The 23,271-nt window shown below is 73.3% G+C and carries 21 protein-coding genes; 11 read left to right on the top strand and 10 right to left on the bottom strand.

From position 1 onward, the window contains the following. The 7 genes from JHD21_RS09445 to JHD21_RS09415 form a co-directional block, all read right to left on the bottom strand. Positions 1–746, bottom strand: a 746-nt coding sequence (locus tag JHD21_RS09445; protein ID WP_292673940.1) for an AMP-binding protein, incomplete at its 3' end; no start/stop codon positions are given. A gap of 97 nt (positions 747–843) precedes the next feature. Then, positions 844–2,448 carry a cation acetate symporter gene (locus JHD21_RS09440; RefSeq protein WP_292673938.1) on the bottom strand — a complete coding sequence of 535 codons (1,605 nt, stop codon included), beginning with the start codon at positions 2,446–2,448 and terminating at the stop codon, positions 844–846. A 1-nt stretch (position 2,449) separates the two neighbouring features. Then, complete coding sequence (locus JHD21_RS09435; protein ID WP_292673934.1) at positions 2,450–2,821, bottom strand: DUF485 domain-containing protein; 372 nt, start codon at positions 2,819–2,821, stop codon at positions 2,450–2,452. A 139-nt stretch (positions 2,822–2,960) separates the two neighbouring features. Beyond that, entirely contained in the window at positions 2,961–4,490 is a 1,530-nt protein-coding gene (locus tag JHD21_RS09430) for a cation acetate symporter (protein WP_292673932.1), read from the bottom strand. Beyond that, entirely contained in the window at positions 4,487–4,852 is a 366-nt protein-coding gene (locus JHD21_RS09425) for a hypothetical protein (protein WP_292673930.1), read from the bottom strand. The genes JHD21_RS09430 and JHD21_RS09425 overlap by 4 nt, the downstream gene beginning before the upstream one ends. A gap of 10 nt (positions 4,853–4,862) precedes the next feature. Continuing rightward, the gene (locus tag JHD21_RS09420) at positions 4,863–5,591 is read right to left on the bottom strand and encodes a LytTR family DNA-binding domain-containing protein (protein WP_292673928.1); all 729 of its coding nucleotides are present in this window, start codon (positions 5,589–5,591) and stop codon (positions 4,863–4,865) included. Next, positions 5,588–6,709, bottom strand: a complete 1,122-nt coding sequence (locus tag JHD21_RS09415) for a histidine kinase (protein WP_292673925.1) — start codon at positions 6,707–6,709, stop codon at positions 5,588–5,590. Before JHD21_RS09415 ends, JHD21_RS09420 begins: the two co-directional genes overlap by 4 nt. 148 nt (positions 6,710–6,857) lie before the next feature. Here JHD21_RS09415 and JHD21_RS09410 point away from each other — a divergent pair, with 148 nt between their 5' ends. From JHD21_RS09410 to JHD21_RS09380, 7 genes are read left to right on the top strand one after another with little or no spacing between them, the layout of a single operon-like run. Continuing rightward, a complete protein-coding gene (locus JHD21_RS09410) occupies positions 6,858–8,372 on the top strand; it encodes an MFS transporter (protein ID WP_292673922.1) in 1,515 nt (504 codons plus the stop codon). A gap of 9 nt (positions 8,373–8,381) precedes the next feature. Next, positions 8,382–10,532, top strand: a complete 2,151-nt coding sequence (locus JHD21_RS09405; RefSeq protein WP_292673919.1) for a molybdopterin oxidoreductase family protein — start codon at positions 8,382–8,384, stop codon at positions 10,530–10,532. After that, positions 10,529–11,893, top strand: coding sequence for an FAD-dependent oxidoreductase (locus JHD21_RS09400; protein ID WP_292673917.1), 1,365 nt, complete (start codon positions 10,529–10,531; stop codon positions 11,891–11,893). The genes JHD21_RS09405 and JHD21_RS09400 overlap by 4 nt, the downstream gene beginning before the upstream one ends. Beyond that, entirely contained in the window at positions 11,890–14,421 is a 2,532-nt protein-coding gene (gene nirB / locus JHD21_RS09395) for a nitrite reductase large subunit NirB (protein ID WP_292673915.1), read from the top strand. Before JHD21_RS09400 ends, nirB begins: the two co-directional genes overlap by 4 nt. Further along, entirely contained in the window at positions 14,418–14,795 is a 378-nt protein-coding gene (gene nirD / locus JHD21_RS09390; protein WP_292673912.1) for a nitrite reductase small subunit NirD, read from the top strand. Before nirB ends, nirD begins: the two co-directional genes overlap by 4 nt. Beyond that, on the top strand, positions 14,795–15,907 hold the full coding sequence (locus tag JHD21_RS09385; protein WP_292673909.1) for a uroporphyrinogen-III synthase: 1,113 nt from the start codon (positions 14,795–14,797) through the stop codon (positions 15,905–15,907). The genes nirD and JHD21_RS09385 overlap by 1 nt, the downstream gene beginning before the upstream one ends. Further along, positions 15,904–16,578, top strand: coding sequence for a sirohydrochlorin chelatase (locus JHD21_RS09380; protein ID WP_292673907.1), 675 nt, complete (start codon positions 15,904–15,906; stop codon positions 16,576–16,578). The genes JHD21_RS09385 and JHD21_RS09380 overlap by 4 nt, the downstream gene beginning before the upstream one ends. Positions 16,579–16,608: 30 nt before the next feature. On the opposite strand, the gene JHD21_RS09375 is transcribed toward JHD21_RS09380, so the two are convergent. Next, on the bottom strand, positions 16,609–17,454 hold the full coding sequence (locus tag JHD21_RS09375; protein WP_292673904.1) for a class I SAM-dependent methyltransferase: 846 nt from the start codon (positions 17,452–17,454) through the stop codon (positions 16,609–16,611). A gap of 36 nt (positions 17,455–17,490) precedes the next feature. On the opposite strand from JHD21_RS09375, the gene JHD21_RS09370 reads away from it, so the two are divergent. After that, the gene (locus JHD21_RS09370; RefSeq protein WP_292673901.1) at positions 17,491–18,222 is read left to right on the top strand and encodes an oxidoreductase; all 732 of its coding nucleotides are present in this window, start codon (positions 17,491–17,493) and stop codon (positions 18,220–18,222) included. Positions 18,223–18,551: 329 nt separating this feature from the next. On the opposite strand, the gene JHD21_RS09365 is transcribed toward JHD21_RS09370, so the two are convergent. Together JHD21_RS09365 and JHD21_RS09360 are read right to left on the bottom strand one after the other, a co-directional pair. Then, complete coding sequence (locus JHD21_RS09365) at positions 18,552–19,376, bottom strand: HAD-IB family hydrolase (protein WP_292673898.1); 825 nt, start codon at positions 19,374–19,376, stop codon at positions 18,552–18,554. Positions 19,377–19,416: 40 nt separating this feature from the next. Beyond that, on the bottom strand, positions 19,417–20,694 hold the full coding sequence (locus JHD21_RS09360) for a hypothetical protein (RefSeq protein ID WP_292673895.1): 1,278 nt from the start codon (positions 20,692–20,694) through the stop codon (positions 19,417–19,419). A gap of 167 nt (positions 20,695–20,861) precedes the next feature. On the opposite strand from JHD21_RS09360, the gene ssd reads away from it, so the two are divergent. The 3 genes from ssd to JHD21_RS09345 form a co-directional block, all read left to right on the top strand. After that, complete coding sequence (ssd, locus tag JHD21_RS09355; protein WP_292673892.1) at positions 20,862–21,893, top strand: septum site-determining protein Ssd; 1,032 nt, start codon at positions 20,862–20,864, stop codon at positions 21,891–21,893. Then, positions 21,890–23,056, top strand: a complete 1,167-nt coding sequence (locus tag JHD21_RS09350) for a TadA family conjugal transfer-associated ATPase (protein WP_292673889.1) — start codon at positions 21,890–21,892, stop codon at positions 23,054–23,056. Before ssd ends, JHD21_RS09350 begins: the two co-directional genes overlap by 4 nt. Continuing rightward, the coding region (locus JHD21_RS09345; RefSeq protein ID WP_292673886.1) for a hypothetical protein at positions 23,053–23,271 on the top strand (219 nt) is incomplete at its 3' end. The genes JHD21_RS09350 and JHD21_RS09345, both read left to right, overlap by 4 nt.

Below are 23,271 nucleotides of genomic sequence, written 5' to 3'. Positions count from 1 at the left end.
GTGTCGTGCCACCACACGTCGACGTCGTCGTCCCACCCTCCCTCGCCCAGGTCCTGGCCGGTGCGCTTCACGACCAGCACCTTCTCCACGACGTGGCCGTCGCGCTCCTTGGTCTTGGCCCGCGCCTCGTCCACGGCGGGCTTGAGCGCGGACGCCGCGCCGCGCCGGTAGCCGCCGTCGGCGGTGATGACCACCTTGACCCCGCAGTCCACGACCCGGGTGGCCAGCGCGTCGGAGGAGAAGCCACCGAACACCACGGTGTGGGGGGCGCCGATCCGGGCACAGGCCAGCATCGCCACGACCGTCTCGAGGATCATCGGCATGTAGATCGCGACCCGGTCGCCCTGCTGGACGCCGAGCTCGGTCAGGGCGTTGGCCGCCTTGCAGACCTCGTCCTTGAGCTCGGCGTAGGTCACCGACCGGGCGTCGTCCTCCGGCTCGCCGACCCAGTGGATCGCGACCCTGTCACCGAGGCCGTTCTCCACGTGCCGGTCGACGCAGTTGTACGCCGCGTTGAGGCGGCCGCCGACGAACCACTTGGCGAACGGCGGGTCGTCCCAGTCCAGGACCCGGTCCCACTTCTGGTCCCAGTGCAGGCGCTCGGCCTGCTCGGCCCAGAACGCCTCCGGGTCGGCCTGCGCCCTCGCGTAGGCCTCCTCCGTGAGGTTGGCGTTGGCCGCCAGCTCGGCGGGCGGCTCGAACCGCCGCTCCTCGCGGGACAGGTTGGACAGGGTCTCTTCGCTCACGACTCACTCCTCGTTGCGCCCGGCGTTGGGCTCAGCATGTACGCACCAGGGTTGCCGGGGGGTTGCCCCCCGACAACCCCCCGGCGCGCTGGACTGCTCAGTGCTGGACGGCCTTCTCCGACCCCGCCCCGGTTAGTGCCCGGACCTCGAGCTCGGTGTAGCGCTCGGCGGCCTCCGGCTCCGAGCTGGTGACCGAGCCGAGCCAGCCCAGGAAGAAGCCCAGCGGGATCGAGATGATCCCCGGGTTGCTCAGCGGGAAGTACGACCAGTCACTGTCGGTGAACAGCGCCGTCGGCGACCCGGAGACCACCGGCGAGAAGAACACCAGCCCCACCGACGAGATCAGACCGCCGTAGATGCTCCACACGGCGCCGCGGGTGTTGAAGCCGCGCCAGAACATGTTGTAGACGATCGCCGGCAGGTTGGCCGAGGCAGCCACGGCGAAGGCCAGGGCCACCAGGAACGCCACGTTGAGGTTCTTGGCCGGGATGGCCAGCAGGATGGCGACACCACCGATCACGAACGCCGCGATCCGGGCCACCTTGATCTCCTGCTGCTCGGTGGCCTGCCCCTGCTTGGTGACGTTGTTGTAGATGTCGTGCGCCACCGAGGTGGAGGAGGCGAGCGTGAGCCCCGCGACCACCGCCAGGATCGTCGCGAAGGCGACCGCGGCGATGACGGCCAGCAGCACCGCGCCACCCGTGGACCCGTCGCCACCGCCGACCTCCTCGGCGAGGAGCACCGAGGCCAGGTTGCCTCCGGACGCCGCGACGTCGGCGTACTTGCTGTCGGTCAGCATGGCCGCCGCACCGAAGCCCAGGACCAGCGTGAACAGGTAGAACGTGCCGATCAGGGCGATCGCCCACAGCACGGACTTCCGGGCGTCCCGGGCGGTCGGCACGGTGTAGAACCGGATCAGGATGTGCGGCAGTCCCGCGGTACCGAGCACCAGCGCGAGCCCGAGGCTGAGGAAGTCGATCTTGGAGGTCGTGTCGATGCCGTACTTCAGACCGGGCTCGAGGAAGGCCTGACCCTGTCCGCTGTTGGACGCGGCCGTGCCGAGCAGGTCGGAGATGTTGAAGTCGAACTTGATGAGGACCAGCACGACGATCAGGGCCGAGCCCGTCATCAGCAGGAACGCCTTGACGATCTGCACCCACGTCGTGCCCTTCATGCCGCCGACGGTGACGTAGAAGATCATCAGCGCACCGACCGCGAGAATGGTCAGGTTCTTGGCCGCGTCACCCTCCACGTCGAGCAGCAGCGAGACCAGCGCTCCGGCGCCGACCATCTGCGCGAGCAGGTAGAAGATCGAGACCACCACCGTGGACGTGGCGGCCGCCTGGCGGACCGGCTTCTGGCGCATCCGGTAGGCGAGCTGGTCGGCCATGGTGAACCGGCCGGCGTTGCGCAGCATCTCCGCGACCAGCAGCAGGGCCACCAGCCAGGCGACCAGGAACCCGATCGAGTAGAGGAAGCCGTCGTAGCCGCTGAGGGCGATGATGCCCGAGATGCCGAGGAACGACGCCGCCGACATGTAGTCACCGCCGATGGCGAGACCGTTCTGGAAGCTGGTGAACCCGCGGCCTCCTGCGTAGTAGTCCGCGGCGCCGGCGGTCTGCCGGCTCGCCCACACCGTGATGCCGATGGTGACCGCCACGACGGCGAGGAACAGGACGGTAGTGAGGGTCTGGCTGCTCATGTCAGGCCCTCCCGCCGTCGGCGTCCGAGCGGCGGCCCGCGGCGTACTCGTCGTCCAGCTTGCGGGCCAGCGGGTCGAGCTTGCTGGTCGAGAAGCGGCTGTAGACCCAGGCCAGCAGGAACGTCGTCACGAACTGCAGCAGCCCGAACACCAGGGCGACGTTGATGTTGCCGACCAGCTGGGTGTCCATGAACCCGGTCGCCCAGTTGGACATGACCACGTAGAGGAGGTACCAGGTCAGGAACGCCACGGTCGCCGGGATCACGAACCCGCGGTAGCGGCGTCGCAGCTCGGTGAAGTCCGCGGAGTCGTGGAGCTGGTCGTAGATCGGGTCGTCGCGATGTGGCGCGTAACCGTTGTCGGTGTTCGACATGTCCGACACCTTCCGTGAGGCATCGCCGCCCACCGCGGCGATGTGATGGCCGTCACCGTAGGTACCCCGGCTCGCCGACTGACAGGCGTACGCGTCCGGTCAGCGACCAGCGGGTCCCGGGAATCGGTGAGCGGTCGGTCTAGGACGACGAGCGGTCGAGGTGCAGCGTCTCGGGTGCGTGCAGGCGGGCCATGAAGCGGCGGGTGTGCACCGGTACCCGGTCGGCCGTGAGCAGGCTGGCCAGCACCATCGTCGCGAACGCGAGGGGCACCGACCAGGCAGCGGGCTGCTCGAGCAGCACAGCCCAGCCACCGGTCGACCGGGACGTCATCGCCCAGAGCACCGCGCTCCCGGAACCGACGAAGCCCACCGCCAGGCCCGTGACGGCGCCGACGTCGGTGAGCCGGCGCCACCAGATGCCGAGGACCAGGAGCGGGCAGAACGTCGAGGCGGCCACGGCGAAGGCCAGGCCGACGGCGCGAGCGACCCCGACGTTGGGGAGGGCCAGGGCGATGAGCAGCGGGACCACCACGGCGACGACGCCACCGATCCGGAACGCCGCCACCCCGGTCAGCCGCCGGCCGAAGGCCCGGTCGAAGACGTCCTGGCCGAGCACCCCGGCCACCGCGATCGACAAGCCGGACGACGTCGAGAGGAACGCCGCGAACGCCCCGGCCGTCACCAGCCCGGTGAGCACGTCCCCCAGCGGCCCGCCGACCATCAGCCGGGGCAGCTCGAGGACCAGGACGTCGGAGCGACCGGAGGACGCCAGCTCGTCCGCGTACACCCGGCCGAGCGCGCCGTAGACGGGCGGCAGCACGTAGAAGATCCCGAGCAGCCCCAGGACCACGAGCGTGGTCCGGCGGGCCGCCGGCCCGTCGGGGTTGGTGTAGAAGCGGACCACGACGTGGGGCAGGCCCATCGTGCCCAGGAACGTCGCCAGGATCAGCGAGTACGTGAGGTAGAGGCCGCGACCTCCGCCGCCGTCGGCCAGCGGCATCGACCACTCCGCGAGGTCGACCGCGCCGCCTGCGGCCGCGGGGGCGCCGTCCCCCGCCCAGACCGCGAGCAGGACCGCGGCCGGGAGCAGGAGCGCCGTGAGCTTGAGCCAGTACTGGAAGGCCTGGACGAAGGTGATGCTGCGCATCCCGCCCGAGCCGATGTTGACCAGGACGACCATGCCGACCACCAGGGGGCCCACCCACGTCGGAGCGCCCACCGCCGACCGCAGGGTGAGGCCGGCGCCCTGGAACTGCGGCAGCAGGTAGAGCCACGCGATCGCCACGACGAGGACTGAGCACGTCGCCCGGACGCCCGCCGAGCCCAGCCGCGCCTCCGCGAAGTCCGGCAGCGTGTAGGCACCCGAGCGGCGCAGCGGTGCGGCCACCAGGGCGAGCAGCACGAGGTAGCCCGCGGTCCAGCCGATGGGGTACCAGAGCATCTCCGCACCGAAGGTGAGCAGCAGCCCGGCAACGCCGAGGAACGACGCGGCGGACAGGTACTCGCCACCGATCGCGCTGGCGTTCAGCCGCGGGTTGACGGTCCGGGAGGCGACGAAGAAGTCGCTGGTCGTCCGGGACAGCCGCAGCCCCCAGGTACCGATCGCCAGGGTCGCGATCGCCACCACGCTCACGGCGATGACGCCTGGGGCGGCGTCCTCGATGCTCATCCGGACCCACGGGTGAGGTCCACGAAGTCCCGCTCGTTGCGCTCGGCCCGGACCACGTAGCGCCAGCCGAGCAGGCCCAGGACCGGGTAGACGCCCACGCCCAGCACCAGCCACGACAGCGGGAGGCCGGCCACCTGCTGCTCGGCGAGCCCGGGGACGAGGAAGAACACCAGCGGCAGGGAGCCCACCGCCAGCGCGAGCAGGACCAGGATCCGGCCGGCCAGCCGCAGCTGGGCGGCCAGCAGGGAGTCCAGGTAGACCTCGCTCAGCGGGGAGTCGGCCCGCAGGTCGACCGGCCGCTGGGCCTGGCTCCGGCGGGGCGGCCCGGTGACCCGGACCCGGGGCGGCACGGCGTCGGTCATGGCCCCGGCCTCATCCGCCGCGCCGGAGGTAGCGGTCCCGCAGCTCCCGGGTCTGGCGCCGGCTCACCCCGAGCTCGGTGCCGTCGCTGAGCCGGACCGAGCAGCGGCCGCCGTCCATCCGCAGCTCGGTCACGTGGGCGAGCGCGACCAGCAGGGAGCGGTGGATCCGGACGAACCCCGCCGGTCCCCACTCGGCCTCCAGCTGGGTGAGCGGGACGCGCAGCAGGTGCGAGCCGTCCGCGGTGTGCAACCGGGCGTAGTCGCCCTGCGCCTCGACGTGGGTGATCTCGGAACGCCGCACGATGCGGGTCACACCGCCCCGCTCGACGGGCACCTCGAGGTCCTGACCGCTCGAGGTGTCACCGCCACCCTCGACCACGCGGCGGACCGCCTCGGCGAGGCGGTCGGCGCGGACCGGTTTGAGCACGTAGTCGACGGCCCGCAGCTCGAACGCGTCGACCGCGTGCTCGTCGTGCGCGGTCACGAAGACGATCGCGGGAGGGGCGCGGAAGCGGCTCAGCACCTGGGCCAGCTCGATGCCGCTGAGCCCCGGCATCTGGATGTCGAGGAACACCGCGTCGACGTCCTCGGCCTGGAGGGTGACCAGGCCCTCGGTGGCCGAGTCGCAGGTGAGCACCTCGCCCACCCGGTCGTCCCGCTCCAGCAGGTAGGCGAGCTCGTCGAGCGCCGGACGCTCGTCGTCGACGACGAGCACGCGCAGTCCGAGTGGAGCGGTCATGCGTGCACCCCGGGGGCGAACTTGGGCACGCGCACGGTCACCTTGGTGCCGGCGCCGGGTGCCGTCTCGACGACCAGACCGAACTCGTCGCCGTAGGCGTTGCGCAGCCGGCTGTCGACGTTGCCGAGGCCGACCGAGTCGGACGCCGCGTCGCCGGCGAGCGCGCGGCGTACCTTCTCCGGGTCCTCGCCGATGCCGTCGTCCTCGACCTCGATCACGCACTCGTGTCCGCGGTCCTGGGCGTGGATCGAGATGTGGCCGACGCTCGCGGAGCCGGCCAGGCCGTGCCGCACGGCGTTCTCGACCAAGGGCTGGACGCAGAGGAACGGCACGGCGACCGGCAGCACCTCCGGCGCGATCCGCAGCGTCACCTGCAGACGGTCGCCGAAACGTGCCTGCTCGAGCAACAGGTAGCGCTCCACCGACCTGAGCTCCTCGGCCAGCGTCGTGTAGTCGCCGTGGCTGCGGAACGAGTAGCGGGTGAAGTCCGCGAACTCCAGGAGGAGCTCCCGGGCCCGGTCGGGGTCGGTGCGCACGAAGCTGGCGATCGCCCCCAGCGAGTTGTAGATGAAGTGCGGGCTGATCTGGGCCCGCAGGGCGCGCACCTCGGCCTCCATCGCCCGGGTCCGGCTGGCGTCGAGCTCGGCGAGGTCGAGCTGACCCGACACCCAGCTGGCGACCTCCTCGGCGGCGCGCGCCAGGCCGGCGGTGTGGCTCGGGGAGAACACCTGGAGGGTCCCCACGATCCGTTCGTCGGCCACCAGCGGCGTGACCACCGCCGTGCGGACGGGACAGCTGCCCTCGTCGCACGGCAGGTCGTCGCGGACGACCACCCGGGTCGCGCCCCGCTCGACGGTCTCCCGGGCCAGCCGGTCCACCTGCCCCGCGTGGTGGTCCCCCGTGCCGTCCCAGGCGAGCAGCTCGTGGGTGTCGGTGAGGGCGAGGGCCGGGGTGCCGAGCAGCGCGCGGAGGTGCCGGATCGCCTTGCCGGCGCTGTCCGCGGTCAGCCCGGCCCGCAGCGCGGGGCTGGCCAGGGAGGCGGAGTGCAGGGTGCGGAACGTGGCACGGTCGGCGTCCGTGCCGAGGTGCCTCCGTCGCCAGGGGCCAGGGCTCCGCATGCGGGACAGCATCACAGATGCCCCGCCCGGGGCACCGGGGTCGAGCAGCCCGTGAGGTCGTGAGCCGCGTGAGGTCGTGAGGACAAGTTGACGGAACGGAGACCGCGGGCCGACGGGGCCGACACACGCGGCACCCAAGGTCTGGGGCATGACGCTCACGACCTCCATCACCACCGGCCCTCACGACCAGGCCGCGGCGCCCGTGCGGCGGACCCGGCGCTGGATCGACGACTGGCGCCCCGAGGACCCGGAGTTCTGGGAGACGACCGGGCGGCCCGTGGCCCGGCGCAACCTGATCTGGTCGATCTTCGCCGAGCACCTCGGGTTCTCCGTCTGGCTGATCTGGAGCGTCAGCTCGGCGTTCCTGGTGGCCACCGGCTTCGACTACACCCCGCAGCAGCTGTTCCTGCTGGTGGCGCTGCCCAACCTGGTCGGGTCGCTGCTGCGGCTGCCCTACACGTTCGCCGTGCCGAAGTTCGGCGGCCGCAACTGGACGATGGCCAGCGCGGCGCTGCTGCTGATCCCGACGCTCGGGTTCGCGTACGCCGTGCAGAACCCCAGCACGCCCTACTGGGCGTTCTGCCTCATCGCCGCCACGGCCGGCCTCGGCGGCGGGAACTTCGCCAGCTCGATGGCGAACATCAACTTCTTCTACCCCGCCGCCAAGAAGGGCGCCGCGCTGGGGCTCAACGCGGCCGGCGGCAACCTCGGGGTGTCGCTCATCCAGTTCTTCCTGCCGGTGATCGTCGGCGGCGCCGGCATCTTCGGGATCGTCAAGGCCTCCGAGGGCGGGCTGAACCTGGAGCGGGCCGCCTGGGTCTACGCGGGGCTCGCGGTCGTCGCCACCCTGGCGGCGTACTTCTTCATGGACAACCTCGGCACCGCGGTCTCCAAGCCCCGCGAGCAGCTCCAGGTCGTGAAGAAGCGGCAGACGTGGATCATGGCGTTCCTCTACATCGGCACGTTCGGCTCGTTCATCGGCTACTCGGCCGCGATGCCCCTGCTGATCAAGCTCAACTTCTGGGTGCCCGACCCGGCGCCGCTCGGCACCGGCATCTACTTCGCCTACTTCGCGTTCCTCGGCGCGCTGGTCGGGTCCCTGACCCGCCCGTTCGGCGGCTGGCTGGCCGACAAGTACGGCGGCGCCCGGGTCACCCTCGGCGCGTTCGCCGCGATGATCCTCTTCACCCTGGCCGTGCTGTGGACGCTCACCCAGCTCACGCCCAACCCCGGCGCGGACCCGGCGATCGCCACGGACAACCAGTCGTGGTTCCCCTGGTTCCTCGGGTTCTTCCTGTGCGTCTTCGCCGCCACCGGGATCGGCAACGGCTCGACCTACAAGATGATCCCGTCGATCTGGCGCACCGAGGCGGAGCGCACGACCCCGCCGCACACCCCGGAGCGGACCGCGGCCGTCTCCTTCGCGACCAAGCAGGCCTCGGCCGCGATCGGCGTCATCGGGGCGGTGGGCGCGCTCGGCGGCTTCCTGATCCCGATCGCGTTCAGCTCGCCCTGGGTGGACGACCCGATGTCCGCCACCAAGGGCGCGTTCCTGGTGTTCACCGGCTTCTACGTCGTGTGCGCGCTCGTGACGTACGCCGTCTACCTGCGCAAGCCGCACGAGGCGAAGGCCCACCTCAGCCTGGCCAACGCGGGGATCTGACGACACCTCGTGACCGACACCCACTGTCCCTACTGCTCCCTGCAGTGCGGCATGAGCCTCGAGCGTGCGGGTCGCGCGCTCGAGGTACGGCCGTGGGCGGAGTTCCCGGTCAACCAGGGCGCGCTCTGCCGCAAGGGGTGGTCCGCGGCCGGACTGCGCGGGCACCGCGAGCGGCTGACCTCGCCGCTGGTGCGGGACCGGGCCACGGGTGAGCTGCGGTCGGCGAGCTGGGACGAGGCGCTGGACCTGGTCGGCGCCCGGCTGCGAGAGCTGCGCGACGAGTCCGGACCGGACACCGTCGCGGTCTTCGGCGGCGGTGGCCTGACCAACGAGAAGGCCTACCAGCTCGGGAAGCTCGCCCGGGTCGCCCTGGGCACCAGCCAGGTCGACTACAACGGCCGCTGGTGCATGTCGTCGGCGGCGTCCGCCGGCAACCAGGCGTTCGGGGTCGACCGGGGGCTGCCGTTCCCGCTCGAGGACGTCGAGCAGACCGACGTCCTGGTCCTGGTCGGCTCCAACCTGGTCGAGACGATGCCCCCCGCGGCGCGGCACCTCGACCGGCTGCGCGAGCGCGGCGGCCGGGTCGTCGTCATCGACCCGCGGCGTACGCCGACCGCCGACCGTGCCGACCTGTTCCTGCAGCCCGTGCCCGGCACCGACCTGCCGCTGGCCCTCGGCGTGCTGCACCTGCTCGACGCCGCCGGCGCCGTCGACGAGGAGTACGCCGCGGCGAGGACGGTCGGTCTCGACGAGGTCCGCCGGAGCGTCGCCGCCTGGTGGCCCGAGCGGGTCGAGCGGGTCAGCGGCGTACCGGCCTCGGAGCTGCGCGAGCTGGCAGACCTGATGGCCGGCGCCGAGCGGGTCATGGTGCTGACCGCCCGCGGCGCCGAGCAGCACGCTCAGGGAACGGCCACCGTGCTGGCCTGGGTCAACGTCGCGCTGGCGCTCGGCATGTGCGGCCGGCCGTTCGCCGGCTACGGCTGCCTCACCGGGCAGGGCAACGGTCAGGGTGGTCGCGAGCACGGCCAGAAGTCCGACCAGCTCCCGGGCTACCGGATGATCGACGACCCGGCGGCCCGCGCCCACGTGGCCGGGGTGTGGGGCGTCGACCCCGACTCGCTGCCCGGTCCCGGCCGGTCGGCGTACGAGCTGCTCGACGCGCTCGGCACCGACGGCGGTGCCCGCGCGCTGCTGGTGTTCGGCAGCAACATCGTCGTGTCCGCGCCCAACGCCACCCACGTCGCCGCCCGGCTCGCGGACCTCGACCTGCTCGTCGTCGCGGACCTGGTGATGTCGGAGACCGCGGCGCTCGCCGACGTCGTCCTGCCGGTCACCCAGTGGGCCGAGGAGACCGGCACCATGACCAACCTCGAGGGCCGGGTCATCCTGCGGCAACAGGCCGTGTCGGCACCCGACGGGGTCCGTTCCGACCTCGAGGTGATCGCGGAGCTGGCCGCGCGGGTCGGCTCGCCGGTCCCGTTCGCCACCGATCCCGAGCAGGTCTTCGCCGAGCTGGCCCGGGCCTCGGCCGGTGGCCGCGCCGACTACGCCGGCATCACCTACGACCGGATCCGCGCCGAGCACGGGGTCTTCTGGCCGTGCCCGGACGCCGACCACCCCGGCACGCCACGGCTGTTCGCGGACTCCTTCGCCCACGCCGACGGGCGGGCCCGGTTCGTCGCCGTCGACCACCGCGGTCCGGCCGAACCGACCGACGAGGCGTTCCCGATCCACCTCACCACCGGCCGGGTGCTCGCGCAGTACCAGTCCGGCGCCCAGACCCGCCGGGTCCGCGACCTGCCCGACACCGGCCCGTTCGTGGAGCTGCACCCGATGCTGGCCGCCCGGATCGGGGCCCGCGACGGCGAGCTCGTCGTGGTCGCGACCCGCCGCGGCGAGCTCAAGGCCCCGGCCCGCGTGGTCACCACCATCCGCCCGGACACGGTCTTCGTGCCGTTCCACTGGGTCGGCGCCAACCGGCTGACCAACGACGCGCTCGACCCGTCCAGCCGGATGCCGGAGTTCAAGGTCTGTGCGGCGTTGGTGACCGCGGTTTCGCGGCTCGTCGCTAGCGCTCCTCGCACCTCGACCCCAGCTTCGTTGGTCGAGGTGCGAGCGCAGCGAGCCTCGGACCCGACCGAGGCAGGACTCATCTCATGAGGGTCGTCATCGTCGGCGCCGGGATGGCCGCGGCCCGGCTGGCCGACGGGCTCCGCGGGCACGACGTGACGTTGCTCGGCGACGAGGCGCACGCGCCGTACAACCGGATCCTGCTGTCCGCCGTGCTCGAGGGCACCCACGACGTGGCCAGCCTGGCGCTGCGGCTCGGCGAGCACGTCGACCTGCGGCTCGACACCCGGGTCGTCGAGATCCACCGGGAGGAGCGCGAGATCGAGCTCGCCGACCGCTCGCGGCTGCCCTACGACGCGCTGGTGCTCGCCACCGGGAGCATCCCCACCCTGCCGCCGATCCGCGGCCTGGTCCGGGTGGACGGCCGTCTCGACGACCGGGTGCACGCGTTCCGGACCCTCGACGACTGCCGCCGCCTCGACGCCGCGGTGCCCGGCGCCCGACGTGCGGTGGTCGTGGGCGGCGGGCTGCTCGGCCTGCAGGTGGCCCGGGCCCTCGGGGTCCGCGGACTCGAGGTCGAGGTCGTCGAGGGCGGCGAGCACCTGCTGCGCAGCCAGGTCGACGGCAACGCCGGTGCGATCCTGGCCCGGAGCCTGACCCGGCTGGGCACGACCGTCTACACCGGTGCGCGCGCGACCCGGCTCACCGCGGTCGGCCTGGTGCTCGACAACGGCTACGTCCTGGAGACCGACCTCGTGGTCCTCACGGCCGGCGGCCGACCGTCCACGTCGCTGGCCCGGCGCGCCGGGCTCGAGGTGCGTCGCGGCATCGTCGTCGACGACACGCTGACCACCAGCGACCCGCGGATCCACGCGGTCGGCGACTGCGCCCAGCACGGCGACCGGGTCACCGGCTTCGTCCCGCCCGCCTGGGAGCAGGCCGGGGTGCTGGCCCGCGTCCTCGACGGCGAGCCGGCGGTGTACGACGGCAGCCGGTCCGTCGCCCGGCTGCGGGCGACCGGCCTGGACGTCGCCGTCCTGGGCGACCCGCTCGAGGCCGAGGGCGAGGTCGTCGAGGTGTCCAACCCGGTGGTCGGCTCGCACCGGCGGCTCGTGGTCCGCGACGGCGTCGTCGTGGCCGCGACCCTGGTCGGCGACCTGTCCCGGATCGGCCTGATCACCCAGTACTTCGACCGGGGCACCGTGCTCGCACCGGCCGAGCCGGGCGCGCTGCTGCTGCCCGACCGCCCGCCGCTCCCGCACGTCCTCGCCGCCGATGCCGAGGTCTGCGCCTGCGCTGGTGTCAACGCCGGCGACATCCGCCGGTGCTCGTCGCTCGCCGAGGTGCGGGCGGCCACCCGTGCGACCACCGGCTGCGGCGGCTGCGCCGACACCGTCCGTCAGCTCCTCGCCCAACGCACGACCCCCACTCTGGAAGGAAGCACAGCATGAGCCCCCAGTTCCGCCGCCGCCTGGTGGTCGTCGGCCACGGCATGGTCGGCCACCGCTTCGTGCAGGCCGCGATCGAGCGCGGCCTCACCGAGACCCACGACGTCGTCGTCATCGGTGAGGAGCCGCGTCCGGCGTACGACCGGGTCGCACTCACGTCGTTCTTCGAGGTCGGCGCCGAGGCGCTGTCGCTGCTCCCGGAGGGCGAGTACGACGACCCGCGGGTCGAGCTGGTCCTCGGCACCGCCGTCGAGGGCTTCGACCCGGAGACACGGACGGTGCTGCTCGAGGACGGGCGGGTGCTCGAGTACGACGAGCTGGTGCTCGCCACCGGTGCCGCGCCGTTCGTGCCGCCGGTGCCGGGCCACGAGCTGCCGGGCTGCTTCGTCTACCGGACCATCGAGGACCTCGAGGCGATCCGCGCGGCCGCCGCCACCGCCACCGTCGGCGCGGTCGTCGGCGGCGGGCTGCTCGGGCTCGAGGCCGCGAACGCGCTGGCCCAGCTCGGGCTGGAGACCCACGTCGTCGAGATGGCGCCACGGCTCATGGCGGTGCAGGTGGACGACGCAGGTGGGGCCACGCTGGCCCGGCACATCGAGAGCCTCGGGCTGACGGTCCACACCGGCGCGGTGACCAGCGAGGTCGTGGCGGCGGACGGGCGGGCCGCCGGACTGTCGCTCAAGGACGCCGAGACGATCCCCGCCGAGGTCGTCGTGTTCTCCGCGGGCATCCGGCCCCGCGACGCCCTGGCCCGCGCGGCCGGCCTCGACCTGGCCGAGCGGGGCGGCGTCCTGGTCGACGAGCGGTGCCGCACCTCCGACGCGCACGTGTGGGCGATCGGCGAGTGCGCGGCGCCGGCCGGACGGATGTACGGCCTGGTCGCCCCCGGCTACGCGATGGCCGAGGTCGTCGTGGACGCCCTGCTCGGCGGGCCGGGCAGCTTCACCGGCGCGGACATGTCCACGAAGCTCAAGCTGCTCGGCGTCGACGTGGCGTCCTTCGGCGACGCGCACGCCACGACCGAGGGCGCCCTCGAGCTGGTCTTCGCCGACGCGGTGGCGGGTGTCTACAAGAAGCTCGTGGTGAGCGACGACGGCCGGCGGCTGCTCGGCGGGGTCCTGGTCGGGGACGCGACGGCGTACGGCGTCCTGCGGCCGATGGTCGCGACGCCGACCAACCCGGGCATCGAGCTGCCGGACAACCCCGAGGAGCTGATCCTCCCGGCCGGTCGCGGCGGGGTGGAGCTGGGGCTGCCGGACGAGGCGCAGGTCTGCTCGTGCAACGACGTCTGCAAGAGCGAGATCGTCGAGGCGGCGGCGGACGGCACCACGACCCGGGCCGGCTCCACCTGCGGCTCCTGCAAGCCGGTGGTCAAGAAGATCATCGAGGAGTACTTCGAGTCGGTCGGCAAGGTCGTCGACCGCAGCCTCTGCGAGCACTTCCCGCTGACCCGGCAGGAGCTCTTCGACGTCGTCGCGGTGCACGGCTACCGGTCCTTCGACCAGGTCGTCGAGGCCCACGGTCGCGGCCGCGGCTGCGACGTCTGCAAACCCGCGGTCGCCTCGGTGCTGGCCTCGCTGGTCGGCGGGCACGTGCTGGAGGGCCCGACCCGGGTGCTCCAGGACACCAACGACGCGTTCCTGGCCAACATCCAGCGCAACGGCACCTACTCCGTGGTCCCCCGGATCCCGGGCGGCGAGATCACCCCGGAGAAGCTGATCGTGATCGGCGAGGTGGCCCGGGACTTCGGGCTCTACACCAAGATCACCGGCGGCCAGCGGATCGACCTCTTCGGCGCCCGGGTGGAGGAGCTGCCCGCGATCTGGCGGCGGCTGGTCGACGCGGGCTTCGAGTCCGGTCACGCCTACGGCAAGGCGCTGCGGACCGTGAAGTCGTGCGTGGGCTCGACCTGGTGCCGCTACGGGGTGCAGGACTCCGTGCAGCTCGCGATCGACCTGGAGCTGCGCTACCGCGGGCTCCGCTCACCGCACAAGCTCAAGGGCGGGGTCAGCGGCTGCGCCCGGGAGTGCGCCGAGGCGCGCGGCAAGGACTTCGGCGTGATCGCGACCGAGAAGGGCTGGAACCTCTATGTCGGCGGCAACGGCGGCGCGACGCCGGTCCACGCCCGGCTGCTCGCCGGCGACCTCGACACCGAGACGCTGGTCCGCTACCTCGACCGCTTCCTCATGTACTACATCCGCACCGCCGACCGGCTGCAGCGCACCGCGCCGTGGGTCGAGTCGCTCGAGGGCGGGCTCGACCGGGTCCGGGAGGTGGTGGTCGAGGACGCGCTCGGTCTCGGCTCGGAGCTGGAGGCGGCGATGGCCCGGCACGTCGACGGCTACCGGGACGAGTGGGCGGCCACGCTCGAGGACCCCGACAAGCTGCGCCGGTTCGTCTCCTTCGTCAACGCACCCGACGTCCCCGACCCACACATCACGTTCCGCGCCGAGCGGGAGCAGTCGGTCCCGGGCGACGTCGCCGGTCCGGTGTCGCTGGGCACCACGGTCCCCGTGGGGTCGCCGCGATGACGGCCTCCCCGAGCGCAGGCGTGGGCGTGTCGACGTACACCCGCGTGTGCCGGCTCGACGACATCGACGTCGAGGGAGGTGTCGCAGGTCTCGTCGCCGGCGACGCCGTCGCCATCCTGCGGACACACGACGGAAACGTCTACGCAATCAGCAACTACGACCCTTTCTCCAACGCCTCGGTGCTCGCGCGCGGGATCGTCGGCTCCCGCTCCACGGCGGAGGGCGACGTGCCCTTCGTGGCCTCGCCGATGCACAAGCAGGCCTTCGACCTGCGCACCGGGCAGTGCCTCGACGACGCGGACGTCCGGATCCCCACGTACGACGTGCGCGTGCTCGACGGCGAGGTACTCGTCGGCCCACCTCAGGAGCACTAGTGAACCTTCCGCTCACCGGCTACCGGGTCGGCGTCACCGCCGCCCGGAAGGTCGACGAGCAGGTCGCGCTGCTGGAGCGCCGTGGAGCGGAGGTGGTCTGGGCGCCCGCGCTGTCGATGGACCCCAACCAGGTCGACGACGCCTCGCTGCGGGCGGCGACGCTCGACGTCCTGGCGCGCCCGGTCGACCTCTTCCTCGCCACCACGGGGATCGGGATGAAGGCCTGGTTCGCGGCGGCCGAGTCATGGGGTCTGCTCCCCGACCTGCTCGAGGCACTGGGGCGGGCCGAGATCCTGGCCCGCGGGCCCAAGAGCGTCGGCGCCCTGCGCCGGCAGGGTCTGCGCGAGCTGTGGGCACCGGACTCCGAGTGCTTCGACGACGTGCTCGCGCACCTGCGGGACCGGTCCCTCGACGGGTTGCGGATCGTCGTCCAGGAGCACGGCCAGTCGCTCTCGATGGTCGCCCACGCGTTACGCCGGCAGGGCGCCGACGTCACCACGGTCACGGTCTACCGGGTCGCCTCGGCCGAGGACCCGGAGCCGATGTTCCGGATGGTCGACCTGGTCGCCGACCGGGCGCTGCAGGCCGTCACCTTCACCTCCGCCCCGGCGGTCGCGGCGATGATGGAGGCGGCCGGCTCCACCGGCCGGCGCGACGACCTGATCGGCGCGTTCCAGGCCGACGTGGTCGCGTCCTGCGTCGGGCCGGTCACTGCGGCGGCGTTCGAGATGTGGGGCGTGCCCACGATCTTCCCGGAGCGCTCGCGGCTGGGGGCGATGGTCAAGCAGCTCGAGACCGAGCTGCCGTCGCGCACCTCCGGCACCACCCTCGAGGTCGCCGGCCACCTGCTGCTGGTGCACGGGGAGACGGTGCTGCTCGACGGCGTCGAGACGAAGCTCTCGCCCGCTCCGTTCGCCGTCCTGCAGAGCCTCATGGTCAACCCGGGGCACGTCGTCTCGCGGCGCGAGCTGCTGGCGGCGCTGCCGTCGGGCACCGCCGGGTCGGAGCACGCGGTCGAGATGGCGGTCGCCCGGCTGCGGGCGTCGATCGGCACCCGGTGCGTGCAGACGGTGGTCAAGCGCGGCTACCGGTTGGCGGTCCCGGCCTCATGAGGCTGGTGACGGTGGCGCACGGGACCCGGCACACCGCCGGCAACCAGGTGGCCCGCGACCTCACGGCGGCGGCCGGCGAGCTCCTCGGGGTCCCTGCCGCCGCGGCGTACGTCGAGCTGTGCGCACCCTCCCTGCCCGAGGCGCTCGCGGAGTCCGACGAGCCGACGGTGGTCGTCCCGCTGCTGCTGTCGACCGGGCACCACGTCCGGCACGACCTGCCCGAGGCGGTGTCCGCCGCCGGCGGCCCGGTCGCCCTCGGCCCGCCGCTCGGCCCGCACCGGCTCCTCGCGAAGGCCCAGGCCCACCGCCTGCTCCAGGCCGGGGCCCGGCCCGGACAGCCGGTCGTCATGGTGGCCGCGGGGTCGCGCGACCCGCTCGCGACCAGTGACCTGACCCGGGCGGCCGAGCTCCTCGCCGAGCTGTGGCGGGGGCCGGTCACGGTCGCCACCCTCGGCGGCATTGGGCACCGCCCCGAGGCCCTGGTCACCGGCGACTGCGCGGTCTCGCCCTACCTCCTGGCCGACGGCCACTTCGCCGACCGGGTGCGCGGGTCGTGCGCCGCCGCGGGCGCGGTGGCCGAGGTGCTCGGCCCGCACGGCGCCCTCCGAGACCTGGTCGTGCGCCGGTTCCGTGAGGCCGTGCGGGAGGTCTCACCCAGCGCGGTCGCCTGAGCGTCCCGGTCGCCGGCTGACTCCGCTGGATCAGCGGAAGTCGATGAGGAGCATGTCGGTCTCCGACCCGTCCGAGGTCTGCATCGGCTGGGTCTCCTCGGGGACCGACGAGGTCTCCGTGGTCCCGGAGTAGGACGCGGGGCGGTCGAGCACCGCGGTCCGGAAGCAGCGCGCGGCGTAGGGCAGCTGCATCCCGTCCATGCCGCGGCCGTACTCGCCGTAGAACGCCACGACCTCGGCGAGCTTGGCCTCGCGCCGGTCCGGAGGCAGGGTCGCCACGTTGGAGCGGGACAGCACCAGGTCCTTGATCGAGTGCTGGTCGATCTGCTGGCGGAACCGGAACTCCGCCTCCTCGACGTCGCCGAACAGGTGCGAACCGTCCAGCGCCGCCGCCGGCTCCCGGAGCTGCTCCTGCGTGCCGATGAGGGAGCCCAGCCGGCGCACCCAGGGGACCCGCTCGTCTCGCTGGTTCCAGACCAGGGACAGCCGGCCTCCGGGCTTGAGGACGCGCGCGATCTCGGGCAGCGCCTTGTCGAGGTCGAACCAGTGGAACGCCTGCGCGCACACCACGACGTCGTAGGAGCGGTCGCCCGCGGGGATCTCCTCGGCCGCCGACTGCGAGGTCCGGACCTCGGGCAGCCGCTCGGACAGCCTCGCCAGCATCGCGGCGTCCGGGTCCGTGGCATGCACGTCGTGGCCGAGCGCCACCAGCTGCTCGGTCAGCTTGCCGGTCCCGGCGCCGAGCTCGAGCACCGACACGGGCGCGTCCGCGGTCAGCCACGCGGCGGCCTCACGCGGGTACGTCGGCCGGCCGCGGTCGTAGGCGTCGGCCACCGCACCGAAGGAGAGGGCGAGGTCGGGGGTGTCGTGGCTCATCCCTGCCGAAAATACCCGGTGGGTAGCGTTCCGGCCGTGACCTCGCCCGCCGCGTCCTCCCTCAATACCTTGGCGGCGCTGGAAGGAGTGCCGTCGGCGTTCGCCGCGGCCCGCGACGGGATCGACGCGCTGCTGCGCGACCGGGGCCTCCGGCGCACCGCCCCGGAGCTGACCGCGGAGTCGCTGCTGCGGGGGGCGCACGCCAGCGCGGTCCTGGAGGGCTCCGGCTCGTCGCTGGAGGAGGTCCGGTCCGGCGCCGGTGACGAGATCGCCCAGGACGCGGTGCGGGTCACGACCGAGCTCCTGTCGTGGGGACCGACGCTGTCCCGGTCACCGCTGCAGGTGCTGGCGCGGCTGCACACGGTGGCGGCCGCCCGGTCGCTCCCCGACGACCGGCTGGGCCGGCCGCGCGACGCCGACGCCGCCGTCCGGCTGCGTGGCGTGGCCGACGTCCTCTCGGCCGGGACCGAGGTGCCCGCGATGCTGGTGGCCGCCGTGGCGCACGCCGAGCTGGCGGCGGCCACGCCGTTCGCGTCGCACAACGGCGTCGTCGCCCGCGCCGTCGAACGGCTCGTGCTGGTCTCCCGCGGGGTGGACGAGAAGGCGCTGGTGGTGCCCGAGATCGGCCACCTGGCCAACCGGGCGGCGTACGAGTCCAACCTCGGCGCCTACCGCGACGGCGGTCCGGCGGGCGTGCACGCGTGGCTCCTCTACGCGGCGGAGGCCTACGCCGCGGGCGCCGAGGCGAGCCCGCTCACCGACCCGTAGGAACCGCCCGCACATGCAGGTGGCACCCGAGCTCTCCAGGATCTCGAGTGCCACCGCTGACACGTGAGCCGCTGGCTACCAGGCGTGCAACATCTAACTACTGCCCCGGACAGGTTCCGGTGTGGCAAGCGCCCTCTTCGAGAGGGTAGATCGCCGCGTGGGTACCAGGCTCTCGTGCTGCTCTTGAGTTGTGCTGCTGGGTCGTACTGACTCATGTGTACGCCCCTTCGGGCGCGGAGACAAGGGCTTGATTCCCCTACCCGATGAGAGGATCTTGGGGCATGCGTACGGCCTTCTCCGTGCGGCGCCGGACCTCTGACGGGCGGTGACTAGGCCCCCGGGCGGCGCCTCCGGACGTTGGCCCAGAGCACGCCGCCGGCGGCGAGAACGCCCCCCACCGCGAGCACCGCGATGGTCTGCTTGGCGGGCGGCAGCGGCACCCGGCTGCGCAGCGCGACCGGCTTGGTGAAGACCAGCACCGGCCAGTCGTGCGAGGCCGCGGCCCGGCGCAGCTCCTTGTCCGGGTTGACCGCGAACGCGTGACCGACCGTCTCGAGCATGGGGATGTCGGTCGACGAGTCGCTGTAGGCGTAGGACTCGGCGAGGTCGTAGCCCCGCAGCTCGGCGAGCTCGACGATCGCGCGGGCCTTCTCCTCGGCGTAGGCGTAGTACTCGATGTGCCCGGTGTACTTGCCGTCCTCGACCTCGAGCCGCGACGCGACCACGATGTCGGCACCGAGCATCGCGCCGATCGGCTCGACCACCTCGGTGCCGCTGGTGGACACGATCACGATGTCGCGGCCGGCGGCCTTGTGCTGCTCGATCAGGTCGACCGCCTCGTCGTAGACCAGCGGGTCCACGATGTTGTGGAGCGTGTCGGCGACGATCTCGCGGACGGTGGCGACGTCCCAGCCGGCGACCAGGGTCGACATGAACGCGCGCATCTTCTCCATCTGGTCGTGGTCGGCCCCGCCGAGCACGTAGACGAACTGGGCGTACGACGAGCGCAGGACCGCGCGCCTGGAGATGAGTCCGCCCGCCTGGAACGGCTTGCTGAAGGCCATGGTGCTCGACCTGGCGATGATCGTCTTGTCGAGGTCGAAGAAGGCGGCCGTGGGCCGGGCGGACCGCGAAGAGTCCCCCGTCGCGGCCATGCCGTCCATCGTAGGGAGTGCGGCGGGACGCCGCACGAGGTCAGGGCCGGGCGGCCAGCTGCTTGGCCGCGCCGTACCCACCGGCGCCGGCCTTGGACAATGCCCGCACCCGGCACCGGTAGGCGCGCCCGGCGTCGAGGCCGGTCACGACCACGGTCCGGGTCTTGCTCCTGCCGGTGGCGGTCTCGCGCCCCGACGTGCACCTGGCCTCGTAGCCGGTGACCCTGGCCCCCCGGGACCTGGCCCTCTGCGCCTTGATCCTGGCCTTCCCCGTCGTCACCCGGTCCGTCGCGGCGACGCCCACCTTGGTGGGCGTGACGACGCCGCGCTTGACCGTGATGACCTTGGCGGACGCGCCCGGCGGCCGCTGCCGCAGCTCCCCGTCCGCGATCATCGCGTCCGGGAAGGTCATGCCGTCGATGAGCACCCGGATGGCGTCCCCGGCGGGGTCCTTGGTGACCGACACCGAGGCCCCGGCACCCGAGCCGGAGACGGTGAGGCTGCTGCCGGTCATCGACGACGGGTCCGTGATCCCGTAGCCGGCCCGCAGGAAGGAGTTCGGGATCCTCATCTCGGCGTGACCGTTGACCAGGGTGCTGAGGTCGTCGAGGTAGCGCCGGTTGGCGACCTCGATGACCAGCCGGGCCACCGAGTCGTCGGGGCCGGTGAACTCCACGCTGGGCGGGAGCGAGCTGGCCGCGAAGTTGTGGAAGTAGTCCAGCCCGTACAGCGCGGTCCGGACCGCCTTGTCGGCGATGAACCCGGCGTTGTAGACCCGCATCGACCACATGGCGTCCCACTGCACGTTGTTGAAGTACTCCGGGTCCTGGACGACGACGTCGGCCTCGGGGCAGCGCCACGGCCACTCGGACTGGTCGCACTGTCCGGACAGGAGGACCGGCCTCGCGGTGACGGTCACCAGGTAGCCGCCCCCGGTGCGCTGCCGGACCACGTCGGCGTCCCGGCCCGCCCCGGCCACGATGCTGGGACTCCAGGAGCCCATGTCCAGGGTCACGCTGAAGGTGTCGCTGCGCGCCGCGGCGCCGAGGTCGTAGCCCCCGCCGCCGTTCTTGTAGACGGAGAAGGAGACGTCGCGTCGGTCACCGTCCTCCGTCGCCACCCCCAGGACCTCGAGGTCCGCCGGCGGGGTGGTGCCGTTGCGCGTGAAGGAGACCACGCACGGCCGTGGGACCCCGGGGGCGCAGGCCTGGAGCTGGTGGGTCGCGGCCTGGGCCGGCGCCGTGAGGGCCACCACGGCGAGCCCCGAGGCACTGAGCAGGGTCGCGGCGATCAGGGCGAGAGGGCGGGAGGCACGCATGGACGACGAGTCTGTCTGCGCCGGGGCGCCCGTGTCAGTGACCCAGGAGGACTATCTTGCCGCGCCGACCGGCCACCGGCGGGCCACAGTCGGCCGAGCGGGTCCCCTGTCCACAGGCGCCGCCGGCCCGCGCGCACCCGGCCGGTGCGCCGGGCGAGGGTCGTCGCATGACAGCACCGGTGCTGGTCACCCGCGACCCCGCCCTGCTCGACGAGCTGCGCCGGCTCGCCGCGGCCGCGGGCGTGCCCCTGGAGACCGAGCGGCAGGTCGGCACCGCCCTGCGCCGGTGGACCTCGGCGCCGCTGGTGCTGGTGGGGACCGACGTCGGCGTCGAGCTCGCCGCGCTGTCACCGCCCCGTCGGGCGCAGGTGCTGCTGGTCGGTACGGCGCCCGTGCCCGACGCGGCGTTCCGCACCGCCGTCGCCCTCGGCGTGGACGAGGTCGTCGAGGTGCCCAGCCGGAGCGCGTGGCTGACCGAGCTGCTCACCGACCTCGGCGACGACGACCCCGTCCCGGGACGGGTGGTCGGCGTCGTGGCCGGGTCGGGCGGTGCCGGCGCCACGACCTTCGCGTGCGCACTCGCCCAGGTCGCGGCCCGCGACGGCACGGCGGTCGTGGTCGACACCGACCCGCTCGGGCCGGGGGCCGACCGGGTGCTCGGGCTCGACGGCTGCCCCGGTGTCCGCTGGGGCGACCTCGGTGAGACCTCCGGACGGCTCGGGGCGCGGTCCTTGCGGGACGCGCTGCCGTCGCGCGCCGGCCTCGCCGCGCTGACCTGGGAGACCGGGACGCTCGGGGAGCTCGCGCCGCAGGTCGTCCGCGAGTCCCTGTCCGCGGCCCGACGGGGACACGCGCTCGTCGTCGTCGACCTGGCCAGGAGTGCCGACCCGCTGGTCGCGGACGTCGCGCTGCGCTGCGACGCACTGGTCGTCGTGGCCCGGTCGACCGTCGCGTCGGCGGCCGCGACGGTGCGCGTCGTCGGCAGGTTCGCCGACCATCCCTCCGTCTCCCTGGTCGCCCGGGGAACGGAGACGGTGGCGGAGCAGGTCGCCTCGGTGGCCGGGCTGCCGCTGCTGGCGACGATGCGGGACCAGCGGGGACTGGTCGAGCGCGTCGACCTCGGCCTCGGCCCGGTCCGCGGCAGGCGAGGTCCGCTGGCGCGAGCGGCCAGGTGCGTGCTGGACCAGGTCGCCGGATGACCACGACGGCTCTCGGGGCGCTCGTGGACGTCGTACGGGAGCGCCTGGCTCGGGCACCCGGCGAGCTCACGCCGCACCGGGTCGCCGAGGCCCTGCGCGAGGCCGGGCGCCCGGTGGGCGACGCGACCGTGCTCGAGGTCTTCGAGAACCTGCGGCACGACGTGGTCGGTGCCGGTCCGCTCGAGCCCCTGCTGCGCGAGGACGGGGTGACCGACGTGCTCGTCAACGGTCCTCAGCACGTCTACGTCGACCGGGGTGGGGGGCTCGAGACGACCGCGGTCCGGTTCGCCGACGACGCCGCCGTGCGCCGGCTGGCCCAGCGGCTGGCGTCCCTCGGCGGGCGGCGCCTGGACGACGCGACACCCCACGTCGACGTCCGCCTCCCCGACGGCACCCGGCTGCACGCCGTCCTGTCGCCGGTGTCCCGGCCCGGCACGCTGATCTCCCTGCGGGTCCCGCGGGCCCGCGTCTTCACCCTCGACGAGCTGGTCGCGGCCGGCACGGTGTCCCGGGCCGGCGCGGAGCTGCTCCGGGCGCTGGTCGCGAGCCGCGCGGCGTTCCTGGTCAGCGGAGGCACGGGCTCGGGCAAGACCACTCTGCTCTCCTCGTTGCTCTCGCTGGTCGACCCGGCGGAGCGGGTGGTGCTCGTCGAGGACTCCTCCGAGCTGCGTCCCGACCACCCCCACGTCGTCGGTCTCGAGGCACGCACCGCCAACGTCGAGGGTGCCGGCGCCATCGAGCTCCGGACCCTGGTCCGGCAGGCCCTGCGGATGCGGCCGGACCGGCTGGTCGTCGGCGAGGTCCGCGGCGGGGAGGTGGTCGACCTGCTCGCAGCGCTCAACACCGGTCACGACGGCGGCTGCGGCACCCTGCACGCCAACTCGGCCGGCGACGTGCCCGCCCGGGTGGAGGCGCTGGCTCTCGCGGCGGGGCTCGACCGGCTCGCGGCGCACAGCCAGCTCGCGTCGGGGGTCGCGGCAGTGGTGCACCTGCGCCGTGGGCGCGACGGGGTACGCCGGCTGGCCGAGGTCGCCGTGCCCGTCCGTGACGCCCAGGGCTGGGTCGACATGACGGCGGCGGTCACGGCGGCACCTGACGGCCGGCTCCGTGAGGGAGCCGCCGCGGGCAGGTTGGCCGCGCTCCTGGACCGGAGCCGCCCGTGACCCCCGCCGGGGTGCTGGCCGTGCTCGCGGCGGTCGCCGCCGTCCAGGTCATGCTCGCGCCGGCCCAGCACCCCGGGCGCGGCTCGTCGGGTGGGGGCCGCGGGCTGCTGGTCCTCGCGGCGGGGTCCGGTGCCGGCCTGGTCCTGGTCACGGGTCGCGACCGCCTGGTGCCGGTGCTCGTCGTCGCGGCCGCCTCCTGGATCGGGCTGTCCCTC

The sequence above is a fragment of the Nocardioides sp. genome (genome assembly GCF_016462705.1).
GTDB lineage: Bacteria > Actinomycetota > Actinomycetes > Propionibacteriales > Nocardioidaceae > Nocardioides.
This window is presented reverse-complemented; position numbering and strand designations above follow the sequence as displayed.